This is a genomic window from Paenibacillus filicis, from assembly GCF_038070315.1.
In the GTDB taxonomy this organism is placed as follows: Bacteria; Bacillota; Bacilli; order Paenibacillales; family NBRC-103111; genus Paenibacillus_G; species Paenibacillus_G filicis.
This window is the reverse complement of the sequence record NZ_JBBPCC010000019.1, coordinates 12,788-34,047: the sequence shown is the minus strand read 5'-3', so window position 1 is coordinate 34,047 and position 21,260 is coordinate 12,788. Positions and strand designations below refer to the sequence as shown.

23 protein-coding genes are annotated in these 21,260 nt (G+C 55.4%); 18 read left to right on the top strand and 5 right to left on the bottom strand.

Annotated features, from left to right (window positions below; all coding sequences use genetic code 11):
* Positions 1–2 precede the first annotated feature (2 nt).
* From WMW72_RS24880 to acpS, 4 genes are all read left to right on the top strand, one after another.
* Entirely contained in the window at positions 3–2,429 is a 2,427-nt protein-coding gene (locus WMW72_RS24880; protein ID WP_341418277.1) for an exosporium glycoprotein BclB-related protein, read from the top strand.
* A 79-nt stretch (positions 2,430–2,508) separates the two neighbouring features.
* Complete coding sequence (locus tag WMW72_RS24875; protein ID WP_341418276.1) at positions 2,509–4,161, top strand: RCC1 domain-containing protein; 1,653 nt, start codon at positions 2,509–2,511, stop codon at positions 4,159–4,161.
* 286 nt (positions 4,162–4,447) lie between these two features.
* The gene (gene nadE, locus WMW72_RS24870) at positions 4,448–5,257 is read left to right on the top strand and encodes an ammonia-dependent NAD(+) synthetase (RefSeq protein ID WP_341418382.1); all 810 of its coding nucleotides are present in this window, start codon (positions 4,448–4,450) and stop codon (positions 5,255–5,257) included.
* Between the two features lie 137 nt (positions 5,258–5,394).
* A complete protein-coding gene (gene acpS / locus WMW72_RS24865) occupies positions 5,395–5,820 on the top strand; it encodes a holo-ACP synthase (RefSeq protein WP_341418275.1) in 426 nt (141 codons plus the stop codon).
* A 131-nt stretch (positions 5,821–5,951) separates the two neighbouring features.
* Here the strand turns inward: acpS and WMW72_RS24860 are convergent, their stop codons facing one another.
* On the bottom strand, positions 5,952–6,338 hold the full coding sequence (locus WMW72_RS24860; protein ID WP_341418274.1) for a c-type cytochrome: 387 nt from the start codon (positions 6,336–6,338) through the stop codon (positions 5,952–5,954).
* Complete coding sequence (locus tag WMW72_RS24855; RefSeq protein WP_341418273.1) at positions 6,335–6,970, bottom strand: hypothetical protein; 636 nt, start codon at positions 6,968–6,970, stop codon at positions 6,335–6,337. Before WMW72_RS24855 ends, WMW72_RS24860 begins: the two co-directional genes overlap by 4 nt.
* Positions 6,971–7,118: 148 nt before the next feature.
* Here WMW72_RS24855 and mutY point away from each other — a divergent pair, with 148 nt between their 5' ends.
* Positions 7,119–8,270, top strand: coding sequence for an A/G-specific adenine glycosylase (mutY, locus tag WMW72_RS24850; protein WP_341418381.1), 1,152 nt, complete (start codon positions 7,119–7,121; stop codon positions 8,268–8,270).
* A 92-nt stretch (positions 8,271–8,362) separates the two neighbouring features.
* Here mutY and WMW72_RS24845 read toward each other — a convergent pair whose 3' ends face one another.
* Positions 8,363–9,046, bottom strand: coding sequence for a Crp/Fnr family transcriptional regulator (locus tag WMW72_RS24845; protein ID WP_341418272.1), 684 nt, complete (start codon positions 9,044–9,046; stop codon positions 8,363–8,365).
* Between the two features lie 179 nt (positions 9,047–9,225).
* On the opposite strand from WMW72_RS24845, the gene WMW72_RS24840 reads away from it, so the two are divergent.
* On the top strand, positions 9,226–10,401 hold the full coding sequence (locus tag WMW72_RS24840) for a DUF4272 domain-containing protein (RefSeq protein WP_341418271.1): 1,176 nt from the start codon (positions 9,226–9,228) through the stop codon (positions 10,399–10,401).
* 133 nt (positions 10,402–10,534) lie between these two features.
* On the opposite strand, the gene WMW72_RS24835 is transcribed toward WMW72_RS24840, so the two are convergent.
* Both WMW72_RS24835 and WMW72_RS24830 read right to left on the bottom strand, forming a co-directional pair.
* The gene (locus tag WMW72_RS24835; protein WP_341418270.1) at positions 10,535–11,149 is read right to left on the bottom strand and encodes a superoxide dismutase; all 615 of its coding nucleotides are present in this window, start codon (positions 11,147–11,149) and stop codon (positions 10,535–10,537) included.
* Between the two features lie 118 nt (positions 11,150–11,267).
* The gene (locus WMW72_RS24830; protein WP_341418269.1) at positions 11,268–11,465 is read right to left on the bottom strand and encodes a hypothetical protein; all 198 of its coding nucleotides are present in this window, start codon (positions 11,463–11,465) and stop codon (positions 11,268–11,270) included.
* Positions 11,466–11,578: 113 nt separating this feature from the next.
* On the opposite strand from WMW72_RS24830, the gene WMW72_RS24825 reads away from it, so the two are divergent.
* From WMW72_RS24825 to folE, 12 genes are all read left to right on the top strand, one after another.
* Positions 11,579–12,034: a hypothetical protein gene (locus tag WMW72_RS24825; protein ID WP_341418268.1), complete on the top strand. Its 456-nt coding sequence runs from the start codon at positions 11,579–11,581 to the stop codon at positions 12,032–12,034.
* A gap of 175 nt (positions 12,035–12,209) precedes the next feature.
* Positions 12,210–12,419 (top strand): hypothetical protein, encoded by a 210-nt coding sequence (locus WMW72_RS24820; RefSeq protein ID WP_341418267.1) that lies wholly within the window; start codon positions 12,210–12,212, stop codon positions 12,417–12,419.
* Positions 12,420–12,621: 202 nt separating this feature from the next.
* Positions 12,622–14,703 (top strand): ATP-binding protein, encoded by a 2,082-nt coding sequence (locus WMW72_RS24815; protein WP_341418266.1) that lies wholly within the window; start codon positions 12,622–12,624, stop codon positions 14,701–14,703.
* A gap of 1 nt (position 14,704) precedes the next feature.
* Complete coding sequence (locus WMW72_RS24810) at positions 14,705–15,418, top strand: response regulator (protein ID WP_341418265.1); 714 nt, start codon at positions 14,705–14,707, stop codon at positions 15,416–15,418.
* Positions 15,419–15,700: 282 nt separating this feature from the next.
* On the top strand, positions 15,701–16,138 hold the full coding sequence (locus WMW72_RS24805; protein WP_341418264.1) for a GNAT family N-acetyltransferase: 438 nt from the start codon (positions 15,701–15,703) through the stop codon (positions 16,136–16,138).
* Positions 16,139–16,361: 223 nt separating this feature from the next.
* A complete protein-coding gene (locus WMW72_RS24800; protein WP_341418380.1) occupies positions 16,362–16,910 on the top strand; it encodes a DUF402 domain-containing protein in 549 nt (182 codons plus the stop codon).
* A 6-nt stretch (positions 16,911–16,916) separates the two neighbouring features.
* The gene (gene lepB / locus WMW72_RS24795) at positions 16,917–17,477 is read left to right on the top strand and encodes a signal peptidase I (protein ID WP_341418263.1); all 561 of its coding nucleotides are present in this window, start codon (positions 16,917–16,919) and stop codon (positions 17,475–17,477) included.
* Positions 17,478–18,647: a tRNA epoxyqueuosine(34) reductase QueG gene (queG, locus tag WMW72_RS24790; protein WP_341418262.1), complete on the top strand. Its 1,170-nt coding sequence runs from the start codon at positions 17,478–17,480 to the stop codon at positions 18,645–18,647.
* Positions 18,648–18,656: 9 nt separating this feature from the next.
* Positions 18,657–19,190: a methylated-DNA--[protein]-cysteine S-methyltransferase gene (locus tag WMW72_RS24785; protein WP_341418261.1), complete on the top strand. Its 534-nt coding sequence runs from the start codon at positions 18,657–18,659 to the stop codon at positions 19,188–19,190.
* Positions 19,187–20,215 carry an HD-GYP domain-containing protein gene (locus tag WMW72_RS24780; RefSeq protein ID WP_341418260.1) on the top strand — a complete coding sequence of 343 codons (1,029 nt, stop codon included), beginning with the start codon at positions 19,187–19,189 and terminating at the stop codon, positions 20,213–20,215. The genes WMW72_RS24785 and WMW72_RS24780 overlap by 4 nt, the downstream gene beginning before the upstream one ends.
* Positions 20,216–20,305: 90 nt before the next feature.
* Positions 20,306–20,530 (top strand): YneF family protein, encoded by a 225-nt coding sequence (locus tag WMW72_RS24775; RefSeq protein ID WP_341418259.1) that lies wholly within the window; start codon positions 20,306–20,308, stop codon positions 20,528–20,530.
* 84 nt (positions 20,531–20,614) lie between these two features.
* On the top strand, positions 20,615–21,205 hold the full coding sequence (gene folE / locus WMW72_RS24770) for a GTP cyclohydrolase I FolE (protein ID WP_341418379.1): 591 nt from the start codon (positions 20,615–20,617) through the stop codon (positions 21,203–21,205).
* Positions 21,206–21,260 lie beyond the last annotated feature (55 nt).

The window sequence follows — 21,260 nt, the reverse complement described above, 5'->3', positions numbered from 1 at the left end:
TCATGAGTCCAGTAAGCCAATCCAAAACAAATAAAAAGCACGGCAAGGCCCTTTTCTATAAGAGCTCAGTGGCGTTTATGCTCTTGAGCCAGATGCTTACGCCCGTAGTTCCCTACCAAGGCAGCGGTTTAGCTTCGAGGGCTAACGCGGCATCCTTCGGGGATATCGACACCTCTTCATGGGCACATAAATATATTGCCAAGCTGTCGGCTCTGGGTGTCAACGTCGGAGATGAAAGCGGTAACTTCAATCCGGACGCTCCGGTGACGAATCAGGAGGCTGTGGTGATGGTGCTGCGCTTCCTCGGCTATGATGCGCCGCAGTCCGCCGAGGGCAGTCTGCCGTTTACGGTGGATGCCTGGGCACAGCCATGGGTCAAGCTGGCTCTGGATAAAGGCCTCCTCGTCACAAGCGAGGAAGTGAAGCCTGTGGGCGTTGTCTGGGGGAAAGAGCCGGCCAATCGGGAGTGGCTTACCCGCCTGGTGATCCGCGCGACTGGCAAGGAAGCCGAAGCCGCTAAGCTGAATAGCTTCGCGCCTGCATTCGCCGATGCGGGATCAATCTCGGACTGGGCCAAGGGCTATATCAATGCGGCGATTAACCGCAATGTCATCTCCGGCTTCCCGGATAATACGTTCAAGCCGAAGAAAGTAGCTACTCGTGCGGAATATGCGGTTATTTTGTCCAATTCCGAAATCTTTGCTCCGGTGCGTTCTGACCGCATCACAAGAGGCCAAGTGACAGAGCTGGGCAACGGTTCGCTGGAGGTCAAGAGCAGCCAGGGCGAGACGGTTCGCTTTACTCTGGGGCCGGACGCTGTGCTTTACGGAGTAGACGGCATCGGCAGCATCGCGTCTGGAAGTCTTGTCACTGTTATTCATAATGGAAATAACGCCAGCTTTGTTGAAGTGATCGGAGGAGCCCAGCCTGGAATTCCAGGTGCGCCTGGAGCCAAAGGGGAAAAAGGTGATACCGGTGTAACGGGTGAACGTGGTGAGAAGGGCGATCAAGGAGCCAAAGGTGACTCAGGTTCATCCGGCGACCGCGGAGTCACCGGCGCTACAGGAGCAACTGGTGCTACCGGTGATATCGGTGTAACAGGTGCGACAGGACCTCAGGGGGCCCAAGGGATCCAAGGTATAACAGGAGCCACAGGTGCGACGGGAGCAACGGGCTTGACAGGAGCGACCGGAGCTACAGGTGCGCAAGGTATTCAAGGGATTCAAGGCGTGACAGGAGCCACGGGGCCGACCGGAGCGACAGGAGCCACGGGAGCGACAGGACCGCAAGGTATTCAAGGTGTCCAAGGTGTGACGGGAGCCACAGGAGCGACCGGAGCTGTAGGTGCAACGGGTGATACGGGAGCCACAGGACCGCAAGGTATCCAAGGTGTCCAAGGTGTAACGGGAGCCACGGGAGCGACCGGAGCTGTAGGTGCAACGGGTGATACGGGAGCAACAGGGGCGCAAGGTATCCAAGGGGTTCAAGGTGTAACGGGAGCCACGGGAGTAACAGGGGCAACAGGTCCCACGGGTATCGGTTTAGAGGGCGTTACTACCTACACTCCGGGAACCAGCTATTCCGTCGGTCAAGTCATCACACACAACGGCAGCTTATATATTGTAACGGTAAACGCTCCTGCGAGTGTTCCTGGAGTTGTACCGTCTGACTACACGCTATTGGTCGGTGCAACGGGGGCCACGGGAGCTACGGGAGCAACCGGACCTCAAGGGATTCAGGGGATTCAAGGGGTAACAGGAGCCACTGGAGCATACGGAGTAGACGGAGTAGACGGAGTAGACGGAGCAACAGGTGCGACCGGAGCGACAGGAGCAACCGGCGCTCAAGGGATAACAGGTCCAACAGGTCCAACAGGTCCAACAGGAGCAAAAGGAGACCCTGGAGTAGGAGCAGGCAGCATCATTCCATTCAGCTCGGGTCTGCCCATTACGATGACAACCATCGTAGGCGGACAGCAGGGGACATCAAGCTTGGTTGGTTTCGGCAGCTCGGTAACAGGAGTAAGCATAGTAGGTGGGACGATCGATCTTACTGGAGCAGGAGGAACCCTTCTAAATTTTGCATTCGTTGCTCCACGCGATGGAAAAGTGACCTCGCTCTCAGCTTATTACAGCTCAACGGCAGCCTTATCACTGATCGGCAGCACAGTAACTGTCAATGCACGGTTGTATAAAGCTCTCCCAGGCAGTAATACCTTCAATGCAGTTGGCCAAGAGGTTGCGCTCGCACCGGCTATGACAGGTCTCGTGGCTATAGGGACAACCAGTAATAAAGAATTTACTTTCAATACTCCGATTCAGGTAAATAAGGGAGAGCGGCTGCTCCTGGTGTACTCGGCTACGGCTACAGGTATCACTCTCATCAATACGGTGGCAGGCTATGGCAGCGCAGGAATAGTCATTGAATAACTGAATGCTCCGGAGGTATAGCGTCTGTTTATAGTCAAGTTTTGAAACAAAGAGATCAAAATTAAGGGAAGTGGATCTATTGGCAGGAAATACAGCTTCACTGAAAAAAAAGTGCCTCTTCCTGGCGCTGATCGTCCTGCTGCAAGGCTATTCTCCGCTGCTGCCGGCTGGACAGGCCGAGGATAGCGGCGGCCGAGGATTGCCGGGGAGCAAGACCATCCCGTTCACTGCAGCAGAGATGGACTTGCCTTCCATCGGCCTTAGCTTGCCCGGTTCGGATAGCCAGACAGATGCTGGGCCTGCAGTCACTCAGCAAGTATACGGGACCGGTAGCGTGGTTTCCGGCGTGTACGGCCCGGCCCAGCCGCTGCCAGACCTTGTGCCTCCGACTGCGCCCGAGCTGAGTCTGGCCGGCCGTACCAAGACCAGCGTCAGCCTGTTGTGGACATCCGCGACTGATAACATCGCTGTTGCAGAGTACGAGGTTTATCAAGACGGCGTGTCTGTGACAAGCGTAACCTATGGTCAGACAGCCTTTAAGGTTAACGGATTGACGTCCGGACAGACGTATACATTTGCGGTGAAGTCGAAGGACGCCGCTGGCAACGCGTCCGAGTTCAGCAATGAGCTGAAGGTTACGACAGTGGCCGCAGATCGTAAGCTCGTCTCCCCGATCGTCATGGGCAGCAGCCATGCGATGCATACGGTGGAAGTTCAGCCGGATGGCACACTATGGGCCTGGGGCAGCAATGAAAAGGGCCAACTGGGCTTGGAGCAGACCTTATTCAGCATGAAGCGTGTGCTGGTCCAAGGATTGCCTCCGATCACTGCTGCCGCAGTCGGGCAATATCATACCCTGGCACTGGCTAAGGACGGAACGGTCTGGGCCTGGGGCAGCAATGAAGCGGGACAACTGGGGGACGGAACGCAGGAGAACCGGCTGAGGCCGGTTCAGGTTGCGAGATTGACGAATGTCGTAGCTGTCCAGGCTGGCGAAAGCCATTCCCTAGCTCTGAAGGCGGACGGAACCGTCTGGGCCTGGGGCTTCAACAGTTATGGACAGGCGGGGGACGGAACGACCGTCAACCGCGCGGTACCGGTTCAGGTTCATGGACTGGACGCAGTGACGTCTATCTCTGCAGGAGGGTTTTACAATTTGGCGGCGAGAAGCGACGGAACAGTCTACGCTTGGGGCTTCAATGGCTACGGGCAATTGGGCGACGGGACCACGACAGACCGTCACGAACCGGTTCGGCTCAGGGGGCTGGACGGGATTTCCTCGGTGGCCGCCGGGTTGATTCACAGCATGGCCTTGAGGGAAGACGGAAGCGTGTACGCGTGGGGGAATAATTCCACAGGCCAGCTCGGGGACGGAACGGCATCCGACAGCCGTACTCCCGTACAGATCCAGTCTCTGGACTCCGTCGTTTCCATCTCGGCAGGGGCTCTTCACAGCATGGCTCTCAAGGAAGATGGGACCTTATGGCTCTGGGGGGCTAACAACGAAGGCCAGTTGGCCGTACAAGGTGAGGCCCAACGATTGTTTCCGGCCCAGCTTGATCTGGGGGGAAGCGTCGTAGGCATAAGCGCGGGGTACATGAGTGGCAGCGCCGTCCTGGCCGGTGGCAAGCCCGTTGCCTGGGGATATAACGATTACGGATTGCTGGGCAATGGGACGAACGTGAAAGCCTTCGCTCCTGCCGCCTTGAATCTGGAGTCCTTCACTAAGTAAGCGTTGATGCAGACGCTCTTCCCAGAGCGAGAAAACATCCTTCCTGGCGGAGCAGGGCTTCCGTCTGAAGGGCAGCGAGTTCCCGGCAGAGGCCGGGAACTCTTTTTTTGGCTGGCAGCACCGACTGTCTGTCCCTAAGTGCTCTTATCGCTTATGATAGAGCAATCTTGACATGGCAGTTTTTCCTTGAGCCGTCCTCGTGGTATACTTGTAAGCATAATTAACAACGACGGGAACAGCCCCGGCTGACCGTTCATCACGTGACATTCGGACAGGAGTGGGTATGATGAGTTTGCAGCAGGAGATTATAGCCAAGCTTGGCGTACAGCCGCAGATTGATGTGGAGGCCGAGATCCGCAAGCGGGTGGATTTTCTCAAGGAATACATAACCAAAGCCGGAGTGAGCGGGCTGCTGATCGCCATTAGCGGCGGAATCGACAGCGCTGTCGCAGCCGGACTATGCAAGCGGGCCACCGATGAGCTGACGGAGGAGAAGGGCCGGGAGTTCAAGACGGTCGGCGTCTTCCAGCCTTATGGGCAGCAGATCGACATCTCGGACAGCTACGCGGTGGCAGAAGCCTTCGACCTGAAGTACCGTGTGGAGACCAATATCGAAGAAGCGGTCAACGAGATCGCATTGGAAGCCGAATTCGGCTTGAAGTCGATCGGGGTCCATCAGCACTTGAGCCGCGGCGGCAAGGGAAATGTGAAAGCCAGGACGCGCATGGTCGTTCAATATGCGCTGGCCTTCGAATTGAATCTTCTGGTCGTGGGAACGGATCACGCCTCCGAAGCGATCACAGGCTTCTACACCAAGTATGGCGATGGGGCGGTCGACATCACTCCGCTCAGCTCGCTGAATAAGCGGCAGGTACGCGAGTTGGCCCGGAGTCTCGGCGTTCCGCAGAGCGTGCTGGACAAGGCGCCTACGGCCGGCTTATGGGAGGGCCAGACAGACGAGCAGGAGCTGGGTATCACCTACGGCGACAACAGCGACTACCTGGAAGGTAAAACGATCTCCGACGAGGCCCGTGAGAAGCTGGAGAAGCAATATCTCAAAACCGAGCATAAGCGGGCTAGTATTCCGGGCATCTAAGCATCGGTACGAACCACCGCGCTGCAAGCGGGCCACACCGCGGAGCAGCCCGGTGGTTTATTTGTACGAGACCTGCCTTGTACCCTACGAAAAGACTGCCGAAGCAGCAGCTCAGAGAAAGGAAGGAGGGGATCACGATGATCATTGGAGTGGGATCAGACCTGCTGGAAATTGAGAGAGTTCGGAAGATTCTGGAGCAGGAAGCCGGAAAGCGCTTTTTGGAGCGGATCCTCACACCCGGTGAACGCAAGCTGGCTGAGAAACGGCAGAGAAGGCTGGCGGAATTTGTTGCCGGGAGATTTGCTGCCAAGGAAGCGGTGGTCAAGGCATTCGGCTGCGGGATAGGCAAGCTGATTTCCCTTCAAGATATGGAGGTGCTCCCCGATGCGTCGGGGAAGCCGGTATGCAGGCTCAGCGATGCGGCCTGGCAGCGCCTCGGGCAGTGCAGCCTTGGAACCGCCTCAGACGGCGAAGGGGTTATCATTCATCTGTCCATTACTCACAGCGAGACAATGGCTATGGCGTATGCCGTCGTGGAACAAGCAGGCCCTTCACATCGTTAGCTAGCCTCATAGATACAGAAAAAGGGCTAAGCCTCAGCAGGCTTGCCCTATTTGTGTTAGGCGGGTAGCGGAACGTCACGGATTGGGACGTTCCTAACAGCCTGAGAAAAATGTTCTGTCGTTGCTTCGACCTATTTCAAGCCTGCGAGCCAATCGGCCAAGCCCTGAATTTCCTCGGGCTTGAGCTTGCCCTGGAAGCCAGGCATCCCGTTGCCTCCGGCCTCGATCTGCTTCACGATCTTGTCCTTCTCGAGGCGTGCGCCTACATGCTGCAGATTGGTTTTGGGCCCGACGCGGCCCTCCAGATTTGTGGCATGACAGGACAGACAGGATTGCTTGTACAGCGACTGAACCTCGCTGGAGGCTCCAGCCATCGCTTCCTCTGCCGTCATCGTCTGGCCGGCGGACTTGCCGCCTCCGAACGGCTCCGGACCATTCTTGGCCGAACAAGCCGTGAGCAGCACCATAACCGTCATGCCTGCCAAGGCCCATCTTCCGGCAAGCTTCCAATTCTTCATGTGCGGACTTCCCCTCTATTCCAAAGTTGCAGCATTCCTGCCAGTACGAGCAGGCCTGCTCCACTAAAGCCGTCGAGCCAGACAGGCCCGAAGCCGAGATACTTCCAGCCGACGATAGCTGTCAGCGCCAGCTGCCAGACAGCGAGAAGCGCCACCGGCTTCCCCAGCGTGCGGCTCAGTCCCCCGTAGACCACGGCTAACAGTAATCCCTTACCTATGTACCAGTCAAGCGGCTCCAGCGCTCCAAGCCGGGTGAGAAGCAGCAGCAGGAAGACTCCTGCGGCCGTGTAGAGAGCAGCGAGGCTCCAGTGCTTGCTTACGCGCGCTGGCTCTTGACCTTCAGCAGGGGCCCGGCGTCCCCGATCTGACCGACTCCCAGCACTCTGGCGGTACCAGACGAGCGCAGAAGCTGCCAAGGCGACCACGGTGAACAGGGCAGACGATACAGGCAGCACCCGGAATTGCTGGAGAAACAGGCAAGCGGCTGACAACATCCAGGCTAAGCCCCATATATACAAATAAACGGCGTAAGAAGCCCCGTCCGCTCTCGCCTGCATGCGCGAACGGCTGCGGATGTCTCCGGGCTGCTGAGCCTGATGGCTTTTGTTCCTGGAGAATTCGACTTGCTTCATGGCCTGCACCTCGCTTTCGTTGACTCATGTTTTGAGCGTACACATTCCGGCCTTGTAAGTCAAACATCCAATCGGTGACGGAGGTCCGTCCATGGCCTATAATAGAGGGGTAGAGATGAAGCCATTCATTCAACCTAAAGGAGACATCATGGAACGAACCCTGCAACAACGCTATTTTTCCACGGAGCTGCTGAACTGGTACCGCCAGCACAAACGGGACTTGCCTTGGCGCCGCAACCGGAACCCGTATTATATTTGGGTATCCGAAATCATGCTGCAGCAAACCAGGGTGGATACGGTTATTCCGTACTTCCACCGGTTTATCGATAAATTCCCTACGATTCAGGCACTGGCTGAGGCGCCGGAGGAAGACGTGCTCAAGGCCTGGGAAGGTCTTGGCTATTATTCGCGCGCCCGCAACCTCCAAAGCGCTGTGCGCGAGGTACACGAGCGCTATGGCGGAACGGTGCCCGATACCAAGGAAGAGGTTTCTTCGCTCAAAGGGGTCGGCCCTTATACAACGGGGGCCATTCTAAGCATAGCCTATGACAAGCCGGAGCCTGCGGTCGATGGTAATGTGATGCGGGTACTCTCCCGTTATTTCCTCATCGAGGACGACATTATGAAGCCGAAGACCCGGGTACGCATGGAAGGTCTGGTTCGTGAGCTGATTCCCGAAGGGCAAGCCAGCGATTTCAATCAGGCACTGATGGAGCTGGGCGCTCTGGTCTGTACGCCCAAGTCCCCGCACTGTCTGACCTGTCCGGTCATGGCTCACTGCGACGGGCGCGCAGCGGGTCGTGAGGAGACGCTGCCAGTCAAGACGAAGGCCAAGCCGCCCCGCCCGGAAGCACGTGCGGCTTTGCTGCTGGAGGGGACGGGCGAGCATGCCGGCAAGCTGCTGATCCGTCAGCGTCCGGCTGAGGGGCTGCTCGCCCGCATGTGGGAGCTGCCCCACACCTTGATGCCGGACGATGGGTTACCCGGCCCTGCGGGGCTGGCGATGGCTCACGAGCGTCTGGCCGCACATATCGCCGAGGACAGCATAGGCATCGGCGGATTAACTTGGATGATGCAGGCCGAGCATACGTTCAGTCATATTCACTGGAAGATGGACGTGTATACGGCTAGGCCGGAGGAGCTGGCGCTGAGCCTGTTCTCCGGGGCATCCGCGGTGCTCCCGTCTCATTACCGCTGGATCGGTCCGCAGGATATGGAAGGTTATGCATTTCCGAATGTATTTATCCGTATCTTGAGCGCGTATTTCGAACAGAGCTCCGTCCCGCATCCACAGTCATAGGATCGCCGGAAACCAAACAAAGCCCCCGTATTTCGCTCTATGAGCGGATGACGGGGGCTTTGGCGTTGAGAATAAGAAAGAGAGCGGACAGATTAATAGATCAGTTTCTTCAGTGCTTCGACGTTTCGAACGGAAATATATTTCTTGTTAATTGAAATAATCCGGTCTTCCTGAAGCTCCTGCAGCACCTTGGTCACAGATTCGCGAACGGTGCCCACCAGATTGGCGAGCTGCTGGTGGGTTAGCTTGATGTTGATCAGCGTACCGCTGGCTTTAGTCTGGCCGTATTGCTCGGATAATTTAAAGATAGTCTTGATAATTCGGGTGCGCACGTCCAGGAAGGTGAGGTCGTAGATTTGTTCATTGGCTTTGCGCAGGCGCTCCATGGTCGTTTCCATCAGGCGCAGGCACAGCTTGGGACTGCGTTCCATAAAAGCGTAGAACTCAGAACGAACCAAGGTATAGATGGAGCAGTTGTCCATCGTCTCCGCTGTGGCCGACCGTTGAAGCCCTCTCTGAACAAGGGCCATCTCACCAAAAAAATCCCCTTCATGAAACAGGGAAAGAATGATCTCTTTCGCATTGTCAATGCGGTATACCTTGACCACGCCGCTTTGGATCAGGAAGAATTCGTCGCCGATATCTCCTTCGAAAAATAAAATGGTGCCCTTCTTATACTTACGTTCGACAAACAATGGGGCGATGGTTTCCAACTCCTCCACCGCTAAATCCTGGAACAAGGGCACATGCTGCAGGAGTGGGACCAGCTTGTCCATAGGCTTCACTCTTTCCGGATACAGTCATGATTGGTTATGCTATAAATTATATCCTGTATTTCCCCGATATACCAGTGTACCGTGATTTAAAATAATGTGAGTAAGCTGTGTCCGTTAAATCGGACAAGCGGCTTGAAATTCAGGCCATCCGGTATATATGGCCCCTAGGAGGTTGGACATTGAAGTACTTTACTATCTTTGCATCTAGAAATGATACGAATGATATGGAAGCCGTCATCAGAGAGGTGTATACGGGAAAGCACAGCATCGAGAAAACCGGCCATGATTACACAGTTACAAGAAAGTCGCTATTTAACAGGTGGAGGATCATGCTTAGGGTTCTCAGCGAGGACACGAATTTGGACTATTTCGAAAGCAATATTCCTGGCATGATGGGGTTTTATGACCATATTCCCTTTGCTGATGAGCATCGGAAGAAGCTCGTGCTTACGCAAATTTCCGCATTGAACACGATGATTGCGATCGAGGCGGAAAAGGAGCTTGGCGATGAACCATTCAGACTGTGCAAGGAACTGCTGTCCAAGATTGGGGGGATTGGCTTTTTGCAGGACGGGACGCTGCTTGATTATGATGGACAAGTCATCGTATATCCGGACGGCTCTTCAGGACCGGCAGACTTCCATCCTCGGGCCTGTACCCGCAAGATCAGAGGCGAGGAGATAGAATCCGAGGAAGGCGAGCGCAGAAGACAGGCTTCGATCCATGAACTGCGCGAACGAGGTATCCCATACCTGGACACATTGCCGCAACTTCCGCCAGTAAGTGAGTGCAGGTGGAAGTCCCAGGAAGAGATAGCCAGAAGAGCGGTTGCTTTATTGATCGTGATTCAATACGCCTGTGATGCGGCCAACGGTGGCGAGCTTGACGAGTCCAAGGCGTTTGTGATGGGCTTGCTGAGCAAATACGGCGTAGAGGATCAACTGACCGAAGATGAACGCCGTCTGCTGAGCGAGGAGCAACCCGACCCGCAGGAAGCCGTCAATATCGCTTGGCAGTATGAAGCTTATTGGCCGCTGATCTGGGCGCTTCAGCTGACGGATTCACTTGACTTTCCGGATCGTATTTGCGATAGCAGCTATGCGATCGAGGCTGTCTCCAAATGGGGCTCATTTGAGGAGCTTTATCGCCAGACGGCTTTGCGCAGTCGTGAGGATATCCTGGATGCGGCTGACAAGACATACCGGCTGCACTGGGCCTGCGTAAACAGCCGGATACAGGGGCAAGACGCTCCGGCCGGTATGATAGAGAGTATTGTTATGGAGAGACGCAGGGGCTTGTTCTGGATGGTCGGCTGTGGAATGGAGGATTGGGATCATATCCCGATGGACACTTAAGCGAAGCGGGATGGAGGACCTGCTTGACCGTATGTTCAGATGGGATGCAGGCCTGTCTCTTTGGATAAACAAGACAAAAAAGACATGACCGCAATTGCGGTTCATGTCTTTTTTCAAAGCCTTGTAAGATAGATTACTTAACAGCAGCTTCGTAACGCTTGCCGACTTCTTCCCAGTTTACAACGTTCCAGAAAGCAGCGATGTAATCAGGGCGTTTGTTTTGGTATTTCAGGTAGTAAGCATGCTCCCAAACATCCAGACCGAGGATTGGTGTTTCGCCTTCAAAGATCGGGCTGTCTTGGTTAGGCAGGCTGTATACTTTGAGCTTGCCTTCTTTGGATACAGCCAGGAAAGCCCAGCCGGAACCGAAACGAGTTGCGCCTGCTTTAGCAAAATCTTCTTTGAATTTATCAAGGCCGCCCAGCTCAGCTTCGATCGCATCAGCCAGCTTGCCGGTTGGTGCGCCGCCGCCGTTTGGTCCGATTGTTTCCCAGAAGAGGGAGTGGTTCGCGTGTCCGCCGCCGTTGTTCCGAACGGCTGTACGGATTGCTTCAGGTACGCTGTTCAGGTCGGAGATCAACTCTTCAAGGCTTTTGGATTGCAGATCGGCATGGCCTTCCAGCGCAGCGTTCAAGTTCGTAACGTAAGCGTTGTGGTGACGATCGTGGTGAATCAGCATCGTCGTTTCGTCGATGTGAGGCTCAAGTGCGTTGTTAGCGTAAGGAAGTGCTGGTAATTGATGTGCCATCTTGAAATCTACCTCCTAGAATTTGAAAGTTTCATGTTTATTATCGCTGATTTATGATATAAAATCAACATTTATGTATGTTAAGTATTCATGACCTGCAATTCGAGAGCGCTTGCTACTAATTACCACGTTCCTCGATCTCTTGAATCACTTGCCCTAATATTGCCGTTCCCTGCGCATTCAGCCAGGGGGACAAGTCGCTCATCGTGCGATAGTGGGAGCGAAGCTCGTCCAGACTCCACTGGCTAGCCTTCAGTTCGCTCAGCTCTAGCATGGGGCGAATAGCTGCCGTCGTCTGCCCGTTTGCGGGACTCATGGAATAGCCTCCTTTCCTTGTGGTGTAGGAATACCGGGTTATCGTTGCCACGTTAATCCGTTTTTATGCAACGGAAAAGCCCGGCTTCACTACGGTCAGGACGGGAGGCTTACTTGTTCCATCAGCCTCCGCTGGACGAAGAAGAGCTGCCGATTCCGCCATGGCTTGAGGCGCCGGACGATATGCCGCTGGAAGAGCTCGAAGAGCTGGAAGATTTGCCGCTGACCGAGCTGCTTCCTGCTTTGGACGAAGAGCTGGCGGATGAAGAGGCGCCGCTGCTCGCGGACGTGGACGAGCTGCTGCCGGAAGACGGCTTGGCGGCACTGCTTCCTGCCGTCGCGCTTGAGCCTGCCGTCCCTCCTGAGGCGGGAGAATTCTTGGAGTTCAAGCTGTTTCCCGCTGAGCCTGCACTCCCGGATGTGCTATCCGATGTCGTGAAGGTTCCGCTCCGCGTACTGGTTGTCGGCTTATTGGCCGTTGGGCTAGGAGGCGTCGTCGTACTGCTGGGGCTCGTTGAGCCGGGCTTGACGCTTGTTCCCGAAACGATAGAAGACGACGGGGCATGCTGAACACCGGATCGCGGGTAATATCTCGATGACCCCAGATAATAGAATCCACCGTTCGAACGGTTAATAGAGCCGCTGCCATCATCACAGTCGCCGTCTCTGTCTTCGTCACGGCAATAATCGTCAGGGATATCAGAAGCGGAGGAAACGGCTGTTCCGAGATTCGACGCTTCTGGGATTGTATTCGCTGACGGAGGAGCTGTATGGGAGCCTGGCTGTGCCGGGGCAGGGCTTGTCCAGCCATTACTCGGCACTTGGGGCTGACTGGAACAACCGGCTGCAGTGGTCAGGCTTGCCGCCACGAACAAAGTCAGCAGCCTGGTGCTGCTTCCAGACGGATGCTTCTTCTCTGTATTCACTTGATCACTCCATTCGCAGGCGCTCGTAAGTTACACCATACATACGCAAACAGCGGATGATAGTTGCTAAGGAGATGGAAAAAAGAAGCGCCTTGCAGTCGCCATCGCTGAAGGTTTGCAGGTATAATGAAGACTGAACGCTTGCTATCTATCAGGATGACCGGATGGTATGTCCAATTTCGTATAAGGAAGGCCCTAGGCATGCGATGTAACGCACCATTTTCTCCCCTCATGCTTCTTATGTTTATTCTTCTGCTGCAGCTTGGCAGCTTAATACTGCCCTCCCACATGGTAGCGGCAGGTAATACGAGTCCGGCTGCGGGGATGAACATCCCTGCAGCTCCAGATTCGGTCACGGAGCTTCGGGGACCCTGGACATTCGTCAGGGACCGGCTGCTGGAGCCTGAGGACTTCAAGAAGGCGGCAGATCCGTCGGAGCTCGGCCCTGCTTATGTCGTGTCGCTTCCTCATGACTGGGGGCGGCCTGGCGACGAGTCGGCTCCGGGATCGCAGGGGTACGGTACGTACCGGCTGCTGGTCAGCTTTGATCCCGAAGGGGACCGGGATGTTAAGGCGCTGTACATTCCTGCGGCCGCTTCTTCATATAAACTGTGGATTAACGGCGGGCTGCAGGCAGAGATCGGGAAGGTCGGCACCTCCAGGGGAGAGATGCAGCCCAAGAACTATGCCCGGGTTTACTATTTTCAGGCGCAGCCAGGCATGAATGAGGTGGTCTTGCAGGTATCCAACTTCGTGCAGCGCAAGGGCGGGCTGTGGACGGAGCTGTACATGGGGGATGCGCCCGCTGTGACCCAACTGCGCGAGACGAATATCGTGAAGCAGCTCGTCATCTCGATCGCCCTGCTGACACTCGGGGGCTATCATCTGGCGCTCTTCATGCTGCGCAAGCTCGACCGTCTCAGTCTATTGATCGGCGTATTTTGCACCCTGCTCGCCTTGCGCTCCCTGCTGCTGGGGGATACGCTGCTGGTCAGGTTTTTTCCGGATATTCCATGGGAGCTTGCGGTCAAGGTCGAATATCTGGCACCTTATTGGGGGATTCCGATCTTCGTATTGTTCATCCGGCTGTTGTATCCTGCTGAGATGCCGCGTCGGGCAGCTTACCTCTTATCCGCTGCGGGATTCGCCTTGTCGCTGGTCGTGCTGCTGTTCCCGGCCCGTATCTTTACCTATTCGCTGCACACGTTCCAGTTCTACATGATCGGTATATTTGTATATGTTACCTGTATATTCATCCTGGCGATCTGTCGGCGCAGGGAAGGGGCGCTGCTGAATGGGCTGTCGTCGCTTGTGATCTTTGCCGCAGCGCTGAACGACATGCTCTACTACAGCGGTGTCGTCGAGACGGCGGACTTCGTTCCGTACGGGGTTATGCAGTTTATGATTGTTCAGACTCTGATCGTTGCGCTGAAATTTTCCAAGGCTTATTATAAAGTAGAGAAGCTTTCGGACGAACTGCTGGTGCTCAACGCAACGCTGGAGGACCGGATTCGAGACCGGACGAAGGAGCTGGAACGGAACCGCGACCAGCTCGAGGAAGTGAACAGGCACCTGAAGCAGGCGGAATCGTCGAGGCAGCGGCTGCTGGCCAATATTTCGCATGAGCTGGGGACGCCGATGACTTCCGTGCAAGGCTATCTGAAGGCGATGCTGGACGGCTTCATACGTCCAGGCGACCGGTCATACCTGCAGATGATTTATGATAAAGTGGTGCTGGTCAGCCGTCTGGTCCAGGACCTGTTCGATCTGTCCAAGCTGGAGGCCGGGAAGTCAACCTTCCACTTTACCTATGTGACCGTCGATGATTTGTTCCATGATTATATTGGTAAATATAGATTGGATGTCGAGAATCGCCAGCTTCGCTTCGATCTGGTTCCTCCCGATCCGGCAGAGCTCGGAGGAACTCCGCTGGTATCTGTCGATCCGTTCCGGATTCAGCAGGTCATCGGCAATATCATTTTCAACGCCCTAAAGTTCACCCCGCCCGGCGGTAGGATCAGTATCCGTGGGACCGTCGGGGTCAAGCCGGATCATCCGCTGGAAGGCATGCTGACGATAGCGCTCAGCGATACAGGAGCGGGGATCGACCCGTCCGTGCTGGACCATGTATTTGACCGCTTCGTGAAGGGGAGCGGCGAGCTCAGCGGCGAAGGCTCAGGTCTCGGCCTTGCGATCGTGAAGGAAATTATCCAGATTCATGGAGGAAGCGTAGAAGCGGAGAGCCGTCCTGGGAGAGGCTCGACGTTCCGCTTGACACTGCCGGTTGAAATTTTACCCGAGGAGTTGGATTGATGTGCAAGAGCAACGGATATTGCTTGTTGAGGATGACAAGGAGATCAGCGCGCTGATCCAGCTCTATCTGGATTCGCACGGTTATCGGGTACAAACATCGAGAGATGGCAGGGACGGGCTGCATCAATTTGTACAAATGTCTCCTGATCTTGTGCTGCTGGATATCGGGTTGCCGGGTATGAACGGACTGGAGCTGTGTGAGAGCATCAGACGGGTGTCCAACGTGCCGATTATCTTTATAAGCTGCAATACGGAGAACGAGGATATTATCCGCGGTCTCGGCCTGGGGGCGGATGATTATATGACCAAGCCCTTCGACCCCAAGGTGCTGATCGCACGGGTCGAAGCCAATCTGCGCAGAGCCCCGGTCTTTCACCGCTCGCCGCCGCCTCCCAAGCTCAGTGACTACCGGAAGCTGACATTCGGAGGTCTGGAAATCGATATCTCCAATTATACGGTCCGCTTGAGGGGCGTACTGGTGAACGTATCGACCAAGGAAATGCAGATTCTGTTGTTTATGGCCCAGCACCCGGATCAGATTTTTACGGCGGAGGAGCTGTACCGTCAGGTTTGGGGGACCGAAAGCTACTCCGACACCCGCACGGTGGTTGTTCATATCAGCAGCCTGCGGAAGAAGATTGAGGTTCACCCGTCAGAGCCACTGCTGATCCAGAATGTGAGAGGTTACGGGTATAAGTTTAATTCCCATGCTTAGCTGCACTCAGGCGTCTGACTACACCCAGGGGTTTGCGGCCAACCGCTCCTCAAGAATCCGAGTCTTCCATACCATAGAATGGAGGGCTATATTTGTTGATTTGCGTATGAAAACGAAATCATTGTAACAAACGTTCGTGAAAACGCTTCATTATAAGCGTTTTCACAGAAAACTTAAAAAAATCTTCAGAAATTGATATTTTTTTAAAATGTTTAGCAGGAATTATAGCAGGATTTGTCGTATTTTATAAATACCATATAGAGTGGTTGGGGAGAGTGCAGCATGCTGGTAACTTCTTATCAAGTTCGTTCTTTTCAATTGTCGGATTCTGTAGCCGTCACCGAGTTGTTTAAGAATGTGTTGTCGGATGCCTGTTATGATGAGACTATGGCCGCGTTCGCCCGCCAGTTATCCTGGGACAGCGAACTGATCATGGTCGCGGAAGAAGATGGGGAGATCGTCGGCGTAATCGTCGGTACGATCGATAAGCAGCAAGCCTATTATTACCGCATTGCGGTCGATCACAGCTACCAGCGCCGGGGAATCGGACAGGCCTTGATCGAAGCACTCCGCGGACGTTTTGTCGGGCGCAAGGTTCAGCGTATTATGGTCACGGTCGATGTCCATAATGAATTGGTGCTCCCGGTCTACGAGAAAGCCGGCTACCAGGCCCAAGATTTTTCCAGAGCGTCTCACCGTCTGAGCATCGTGAACGGATAGACGAAGCCGCATGGAGCCAGCCATAAGCTGGCACAGAAAAGTAAGCATAGCGAGGGGCGCAGGGGCCGCTTGCTATGCTTTTTTTGTTAAGGAGTCGGCGTGCTGCTCTTGAAACCGTTCTTGCATACGTTTATGCTAGTAGCAAGAGATGGAGCAACCGCTTGGAACCGGATATGCGCTGCACTTATCGCATGGCCTGACTGAGCAGAAGGGTTTGAACCTCATGGAGACCTTCGAGACTTATACGATAAAAAGCTTTAAGCACGACGGCCATCTCCATCGGATGTGGCTGGAGAACTGGCTGGTACCCGATCGGCTGCTTCACGAATCCCACAAAGATGCCATGTATGTGTTCATTAACAGCCAGACGAAGATTGTCGAGGCCGATGGCAAGGAATGGGTCAGCCGGGTTCCGGGTGTATCTTTTTTTATACCGGGCGAATGGTTCAATATCGTCGCTTTAATGGAAGAACAGGGAGTTCGCTACTACTGTAATGTCGCTTCCCCCCCTTATGTCAGCGGACGGGTCGTGACTTACATCGATTATGATCTTGACGTGATCCGTCTGCCTTCCGGCGAAGTCTATGTCGTCGATCAGGAAGAATACGAGCGTCACAAGCAGATGTACCATTATCCTGAGATTGTCGATACGAAGGCCAAGCAAGGACTCGAGCGTCTGCTGACGCTTGTACGTTCCGGTCAATCGCCGTTTGAAGACGATCAGGTGATGCGTTACTACCAGGCTTGGTTGGATCGGGATTCGGAAGGGTGAGCAGTGATGACGGAAGCACGGCCAGATCATGCCGAAGATAGAGGAGTAGGCCGCGAGATCTGGGCATGGGTGAAAGCCTTGCTCATCGCACTGATCGTCGTCACGCTGGTCCACCAGTTTTTGTTCCATGTCTCCGCGGTTAGGGGAGCGTCCATGCTGCCCACGCTTCATGATGGCGAATGGTTATTCATCAACAAAACAATTCACTTCCTGAAGCCTCCGGGCCGCGGTGATGTCGTGGTGCTGCGAAGTCCTGAAGGAACCGAGACGGAATCGCCGTTTCTGGTGAAGCGAATTGTAGCTGTTGCGGGGGATGAAGTCCATGTCAGGAAGGGCAAGCTGTTCGTAAATGGACAGGAAGCGGCTGAGCCTTATACCGATTCGACCATTCAGGACGGCCGGTTTGAACCGCTGACGGTAGATGAGGGCTATGTATTCGTGATGGGCGACAACCGCAGGCGGTACGCCAGCAACGACAGCCGCAGCTTCGGCACTGTTCCGGTCACGCTGGTGGTGGGACGTGCGGAGTGGGTGGTATGGCCTTTCCGGCAATGGAGGAGTTTGTAGATGACGCGAGAACTATGGGAAGGGATGGACTGGTATGCGCTGCGGGAACAGCTGCGCCAGGTCGCACCGGAGCTTGGCGTCGATAAGATCGGCTTTGCGAGCGCCGAGCCGTTCTCTGAGCTGAAAACCATATTATTGAAGCATCGTGAGAAGGGGTACGAATCCGGGTTCGAGGAGAAGGACATTGAGAAGCGGGTAGATCCCGCCTTGTCGCTGGAAGCGCCGCGTTCGCTGATTGCGATTGCGGTGGCCTATCCGTCGAAGCTCCAGAACCCTCCCCGCTCGGAGCCGGGCGCCTATCGCGGGATGCTGTCTAGATCCGCCTGGGGGCAGGATTACCACCAGGTGCTCCGCAACCGGCTGGAGCGGATCGAGGCTTGGCTGCAGGCCAGAGTGCCTGGGGCTCGTATGGTGAACATGGTCGATACAGGCGCCTTGGTCGACCGGGCCGTGGCGGAGCGCGCAGGCATAGGCTGGAGCGGGAAAAACTGCGCGATCATTACCCCGGAGTGGGGCTCGTGGGTGTATCTTGGGGAGCTTATTACCAACCTTCCCTTTCCGCCTGACGAGCCAGTTATCGAGAGCTGCGGGGATTGTACGATCTGTATCGATGCCTGCCCGACTGGTGCACTGGTAGGGCCGGGTCAATTGAATGCCAAGCAATGCGTCTCGTTCGTCACCCAGACCAAGGGAATGATCGAGGATGACGAAATGAAACGCAAGATTGGCAACCGGCTGTATGGCTGTGACACCTGCCAGATTGTGTGCCCTAAGAACAAGGGGATTCACGCGGGGCACCATCCGGAGCTTCAGCCTGATCCGGAGGTCGTCAAGCCGTTGTTGAAGTCGCTGCTGTTCATGTCCAACCGCGAGTTTGGCGAGCGGTTCGGCTCCAGCTCGGCCGCCTGGCGGGGCCGCAAGCCGATACAGCGCAATGCGGTGCTGGCGCTTGGCAACTTCCGCGATGCGAGCAGCGTACCGGAGCTTGCACAGCTTCTGCTGGCAGATGTGCGTCCCGAAATTCGCGGTACGGCGGCTTGGTCACTGGGACGCATCGGCACGGGGGAAGCGCTGGAAGCCCTGAGACAGGCTTCGGAGCGGGAGAAGGACGAGGCGGTGCTCCGCGAAATTAACAAGGCAGCCGGTACGCTGGAGGCTGGAAGGGTATGACACGGCGACATGACGACGAATACGATAACCTATACGGAAGTAGATTCTCCGATAGGAGTTCTAACACTTGCTTCCTTCAGTGGAGCCTTGTGCCGGGTGGGATTCGGAGGCTTCGAAGCCTCCCGGGATAAGCTGGAGCTATGGTCTGACCGATGGTTCGGCACCCGGAGCTGGCAGTATGCTCCAGCGGCGCTAAGCGAGGCGAGCGCAGAACTGGACGCTTACTTTGGCGGGAGCCTCCAGCAATTCTCCGTGAAGCTGGAGCTGAGAGGAACTCCCTTTCAAGTCCAGGTTTGGGAAGCATTGCGGACCGTTCCCTACGCGCAGGCGTGCGCATATAAGGATATTGCGTCCCAGATCGGCTCTCCCAAGGCTGTCCGTGCGGTAGGCGGAGCGAATAACCGCAATCCGGTCCCGATTATTGTACCTTGCCACCGTGTGATCGGCGCTGCCGGCGCTATGGTGGGTTACGGTGGGGGACTGGGGATTAAAACATTTTTGCTGCAACATGAAGGGTATTCGTCCGGGGGGATCGGCCAATGAGATATGTGCATATCGAGAATGTGGAATCAGGACAGTATCTAGGTCGAACGATATTTTCCGCGAATGGATCCGTGCTGCTTTCCGAGGGCGTCCAGTTGACGGTGTTCATGATCACGACACTGAAGCGGATCGGTGTTACGATGATTTATATACAGGACAAGCAGTTTGAGGACGTGGAGATTCCTGAGGTTCTATCGGAGGAGACGAAGCGAGTCGTCATGAAGCAGATGAATGACACGTTCGATTCCATCCGTTCTGGCAAGGAATTCAATTCCAAGCAGCTCCATCAGAGCATCGACACCATTCTGGAAGATGTGATGTCCAATCGGGAGGTGCTCGTCCAGCTCTCCGATATCCGAACCGAGGATAACGATATGTATGTGCATGCGATGAATGTATGCATCATCTCGACGCTGATCGGTATCAACATGGGACTGGCACCGGCTCAGCTCCGGGAGCTCGCGATCGGGGCGCTGCTGCATGATGTAGGCAAGCTGGAGCATATCACCGACGATATGTCCGACGACCCCAAGCGTCATCATACATGGAGAGGCTTCGATGTGCTGAAGCACAAGCGGGAGCTCAGCCTGCTGATCGCGCATGTCGCTTTTCAGCATCATGAGACGCTGGATGGCCAAGGCTGGCCCCGTCAGCTGTCCGGCGAAGAGATTCACTTGTATGCCAAGATCGTAGCGGTGGCCAATACGTACGATAAACTGCTGTTCGACCTGTCGGAAGGAAAGCGGATGCTGCCGCATGAGGCATGCGAACGAATTACGGCCATGGCCGGTAAGAAGCTGGACCACGAGGCGGTCGTCCAGTTCCTTAGGACAGTGTCGGTCTACCCGACGGGAACATCGGTCCGTCTGACGACGAGAGAGACGGGGGTTGTCGTAGGCCAGCACCGGGGGCTGCCCGGCAGGCCGGTCGTCCGGATTGTGAAGAGCAGCGGCGATGATCTGGACGTGAAGGAAGTGGACCTCGCCAAGCATACCACCGTGTTTATCGAAAGTGTGCTGATGTAGGCAGAGGACGGCGAACACCGTTTGTCACCTGTCGAGGGACATGTTATGATGAGGGAATGATAACCGACTAATTTTGGGGTGGGACGATTCATGTGGTACGCGTTGACGGCTGTGCTGGCTCTGATTGCGGGCGGTGTAGCAGGTTTTTTCATTGGGGTTGCTTATTTGCGCAAGCAGCTGGAGAAAATGCAGAATGATCCGGCTATGATCCAGCAGATGGCTAAGCAGATGGGGTATAACCTCGACAAGAAACAGATGCAGAAGATGCAGAAGATGCAGACGATGATGAAAAACAATAAAAAGTTTCGTCCCTAGCCCCGGAACCCAATCCGGCTAGCGGCATTGCACGGGCCTGCTTGTCAGACCCGTAGACGGCGTATGGAGAAAGAGGAGAGAGTCATGCCGGCCAAGGAATATAGAAACAACCGTGTAGGCGAGAACAGAGAACTAATCGAACATCATGTCCGTGAAATTTTGCGCTTGATCGGCGAGGATGTCGACCGTGAGGGTCTTCTCGATACGCCGGCTCGGGTGACGCGTATGTATGAAGAAATATTCGCGGGCTACGAGGCCGATATGCATGAGATTCTCGGCGTCGCGTTCGACGAGAAGCACGAGGAGCTCGTCATTGTCAAGGATATTGTCTACTACAGCCAGTGCGAGCATCATATGGCGCCGTTCTTCGGCAAGGTGCATATCGGGTACATTCCTAGCGGGAAAATCGCGGGCCTCAGTAAGTTCGCCCGTCTGGTCGAAGCGGTCACACGCAGGCTGCAGGTGCAGGAACGCATTACATCGGAGATCGCCGATATCCTGATGGAAGTGCTGGAGCCGCATGGCTGCATGGTCGTCGTAGAGGGCGAGCATCTGTGCATGTGCTCTCGCGGCGTGAAGAAGCCAGGCAGCAAGACGGTCACGTCGGCTGTCCGCGGTCTGTTCCGCACGGACGCCGCTTCGCGCTCCGAATTTCTGGCGCTGGTTAAGGAATAACTGGATAGAACGTAGAGGTTAGAATCATAGAAAGGCTGCTTCCCCATAGCTGCGG

Excerpts from the sequence above, each read along its gene's own strand:
- WMW72_RS24880 (WP_341418277.1), top strand. The coding sequence starts at position 3 with ATGAGTCCAGTAAGCCAATCCAAAACAAATAAAAAGCACGGCAAGGCC.
- nadE (WP_341418382.1), top strand. The coding sequence starts at position 4,448 with ATGAGTTTGCAGCAGGAGATTATAGCCAAGCTTGGCGTACAGCCGCAG.
- acpS (WP_341418275.1), top strand. The coding sequence starts at position 5,395 with ATGATCATTGGAGTGGGATCAGACCTGCTGGAAATTGAGAGAGTTCGG.
- WMW72_RS24860 (WP_341418274.1), bottom strand. The coding sequence starts at position 6,338 with ATGAAGAATTGGAAGCTTGCCGGAAGATGGGCCTTGGCAGGCATGACG.
- WMW72_RS24855 (WP_341418273.1), bottom strand. The coding sequence starts at position 6,970 with ATGAAGCAAGTCGAATTCTCCAGGAACAAAAGCCATCAGGCTCAGCAG.
- mutY (WP_341418381.1), top strand. The coding sequence starts at position 7,119 with ATGGAACGAACCCTGCAACAACGCTATTTTTCCACGGAGCTGCTGAAC.
- WMW72_RS24845 (WP_341418272.1), bottom strand. The coding sequence starts at position 9,046 with ATGGACAAGCTGGTCCCACTCCTGCAGCATGTGCCCTTGTTCCAGGAT.
- WMW72_RS24835 (WP_341418270.1), bottom strand. The coding sequence starts at position 11,149 with ATGGCACATCAATTACCAGCACTTCCTTACGCTAACAACGCACTTGAG.
- WMW72_RS24830 (WP_341418269.1), bottom strand. The coding sequence starts at position 11,465 with ATGAGTCCCGCAAACGGGCAGACGACGGCAGCTATTCGCCCCATGCTA.
- WMW72_RS24815 (WP_341418266.1), top strand. The coding sequence starts at position 12,622 with ATGCTTCTTATGTTTATTCTTCTGCTGCAGCTTGGCAGCTTAATACTG.
- WMW72_RS24805 (WP_341418264.1), top strand. The coding sequence starts at position 15,701 with ATGCTGGTAACTTCTTATCAAGTTCGTTCTTTTCAATTGTCGGATTCT.
- WMW72_RS24800 (WP_341418380.1), top strand. The coding sequence starts at position 16,362 with ATGGAGACCTTCGAGACTTATACGATAAAAAGCTTTAAGCACGACGGC.
- lepB (WP_341418263.1), top strand. The coding sequence starts at position 16,917 with ATGACGGAAGCACGGCCAGATCATGCCGAAGATAGAGGAGTAGGCCGC.
- queG (WP_341418262.1), top strand. The coding sequence starts at position 17,478 with ATGACGCGAGAACTATGGGAAGGGATGGACTGGTATGCGCTGCGGGAA.
- WMW72_RS24785 (WP_341418261.1), top strand. The coding sequence starts at position 18,657 with ATGACGACGAATACGATAACCTATACGGAAGTAGATTCTCCGATAGGA.
- WMW72_RS24780 (WP_341418260.1), top strand. The coding sequence starts at position 19,187 with ATGAGATATGTGCATATCGAGAATGTGGAATCAGGACAGTATCTAGGT.
- WMW72_RS24775 (WP_341418259.1), top strand. The coding sequence starts at position 20,306 with ATGTGGTACGCGTTGACGGCTGTGCTGGCTCTGATTGCGGGCGGTGTA.
- folE (WP_341418379.1), top strand. The coding sequence starts at position 20,615 with ATGCCGGCCAAGGAATATAGAAACAACCGTGTAGGCGAGAACAGAGAA.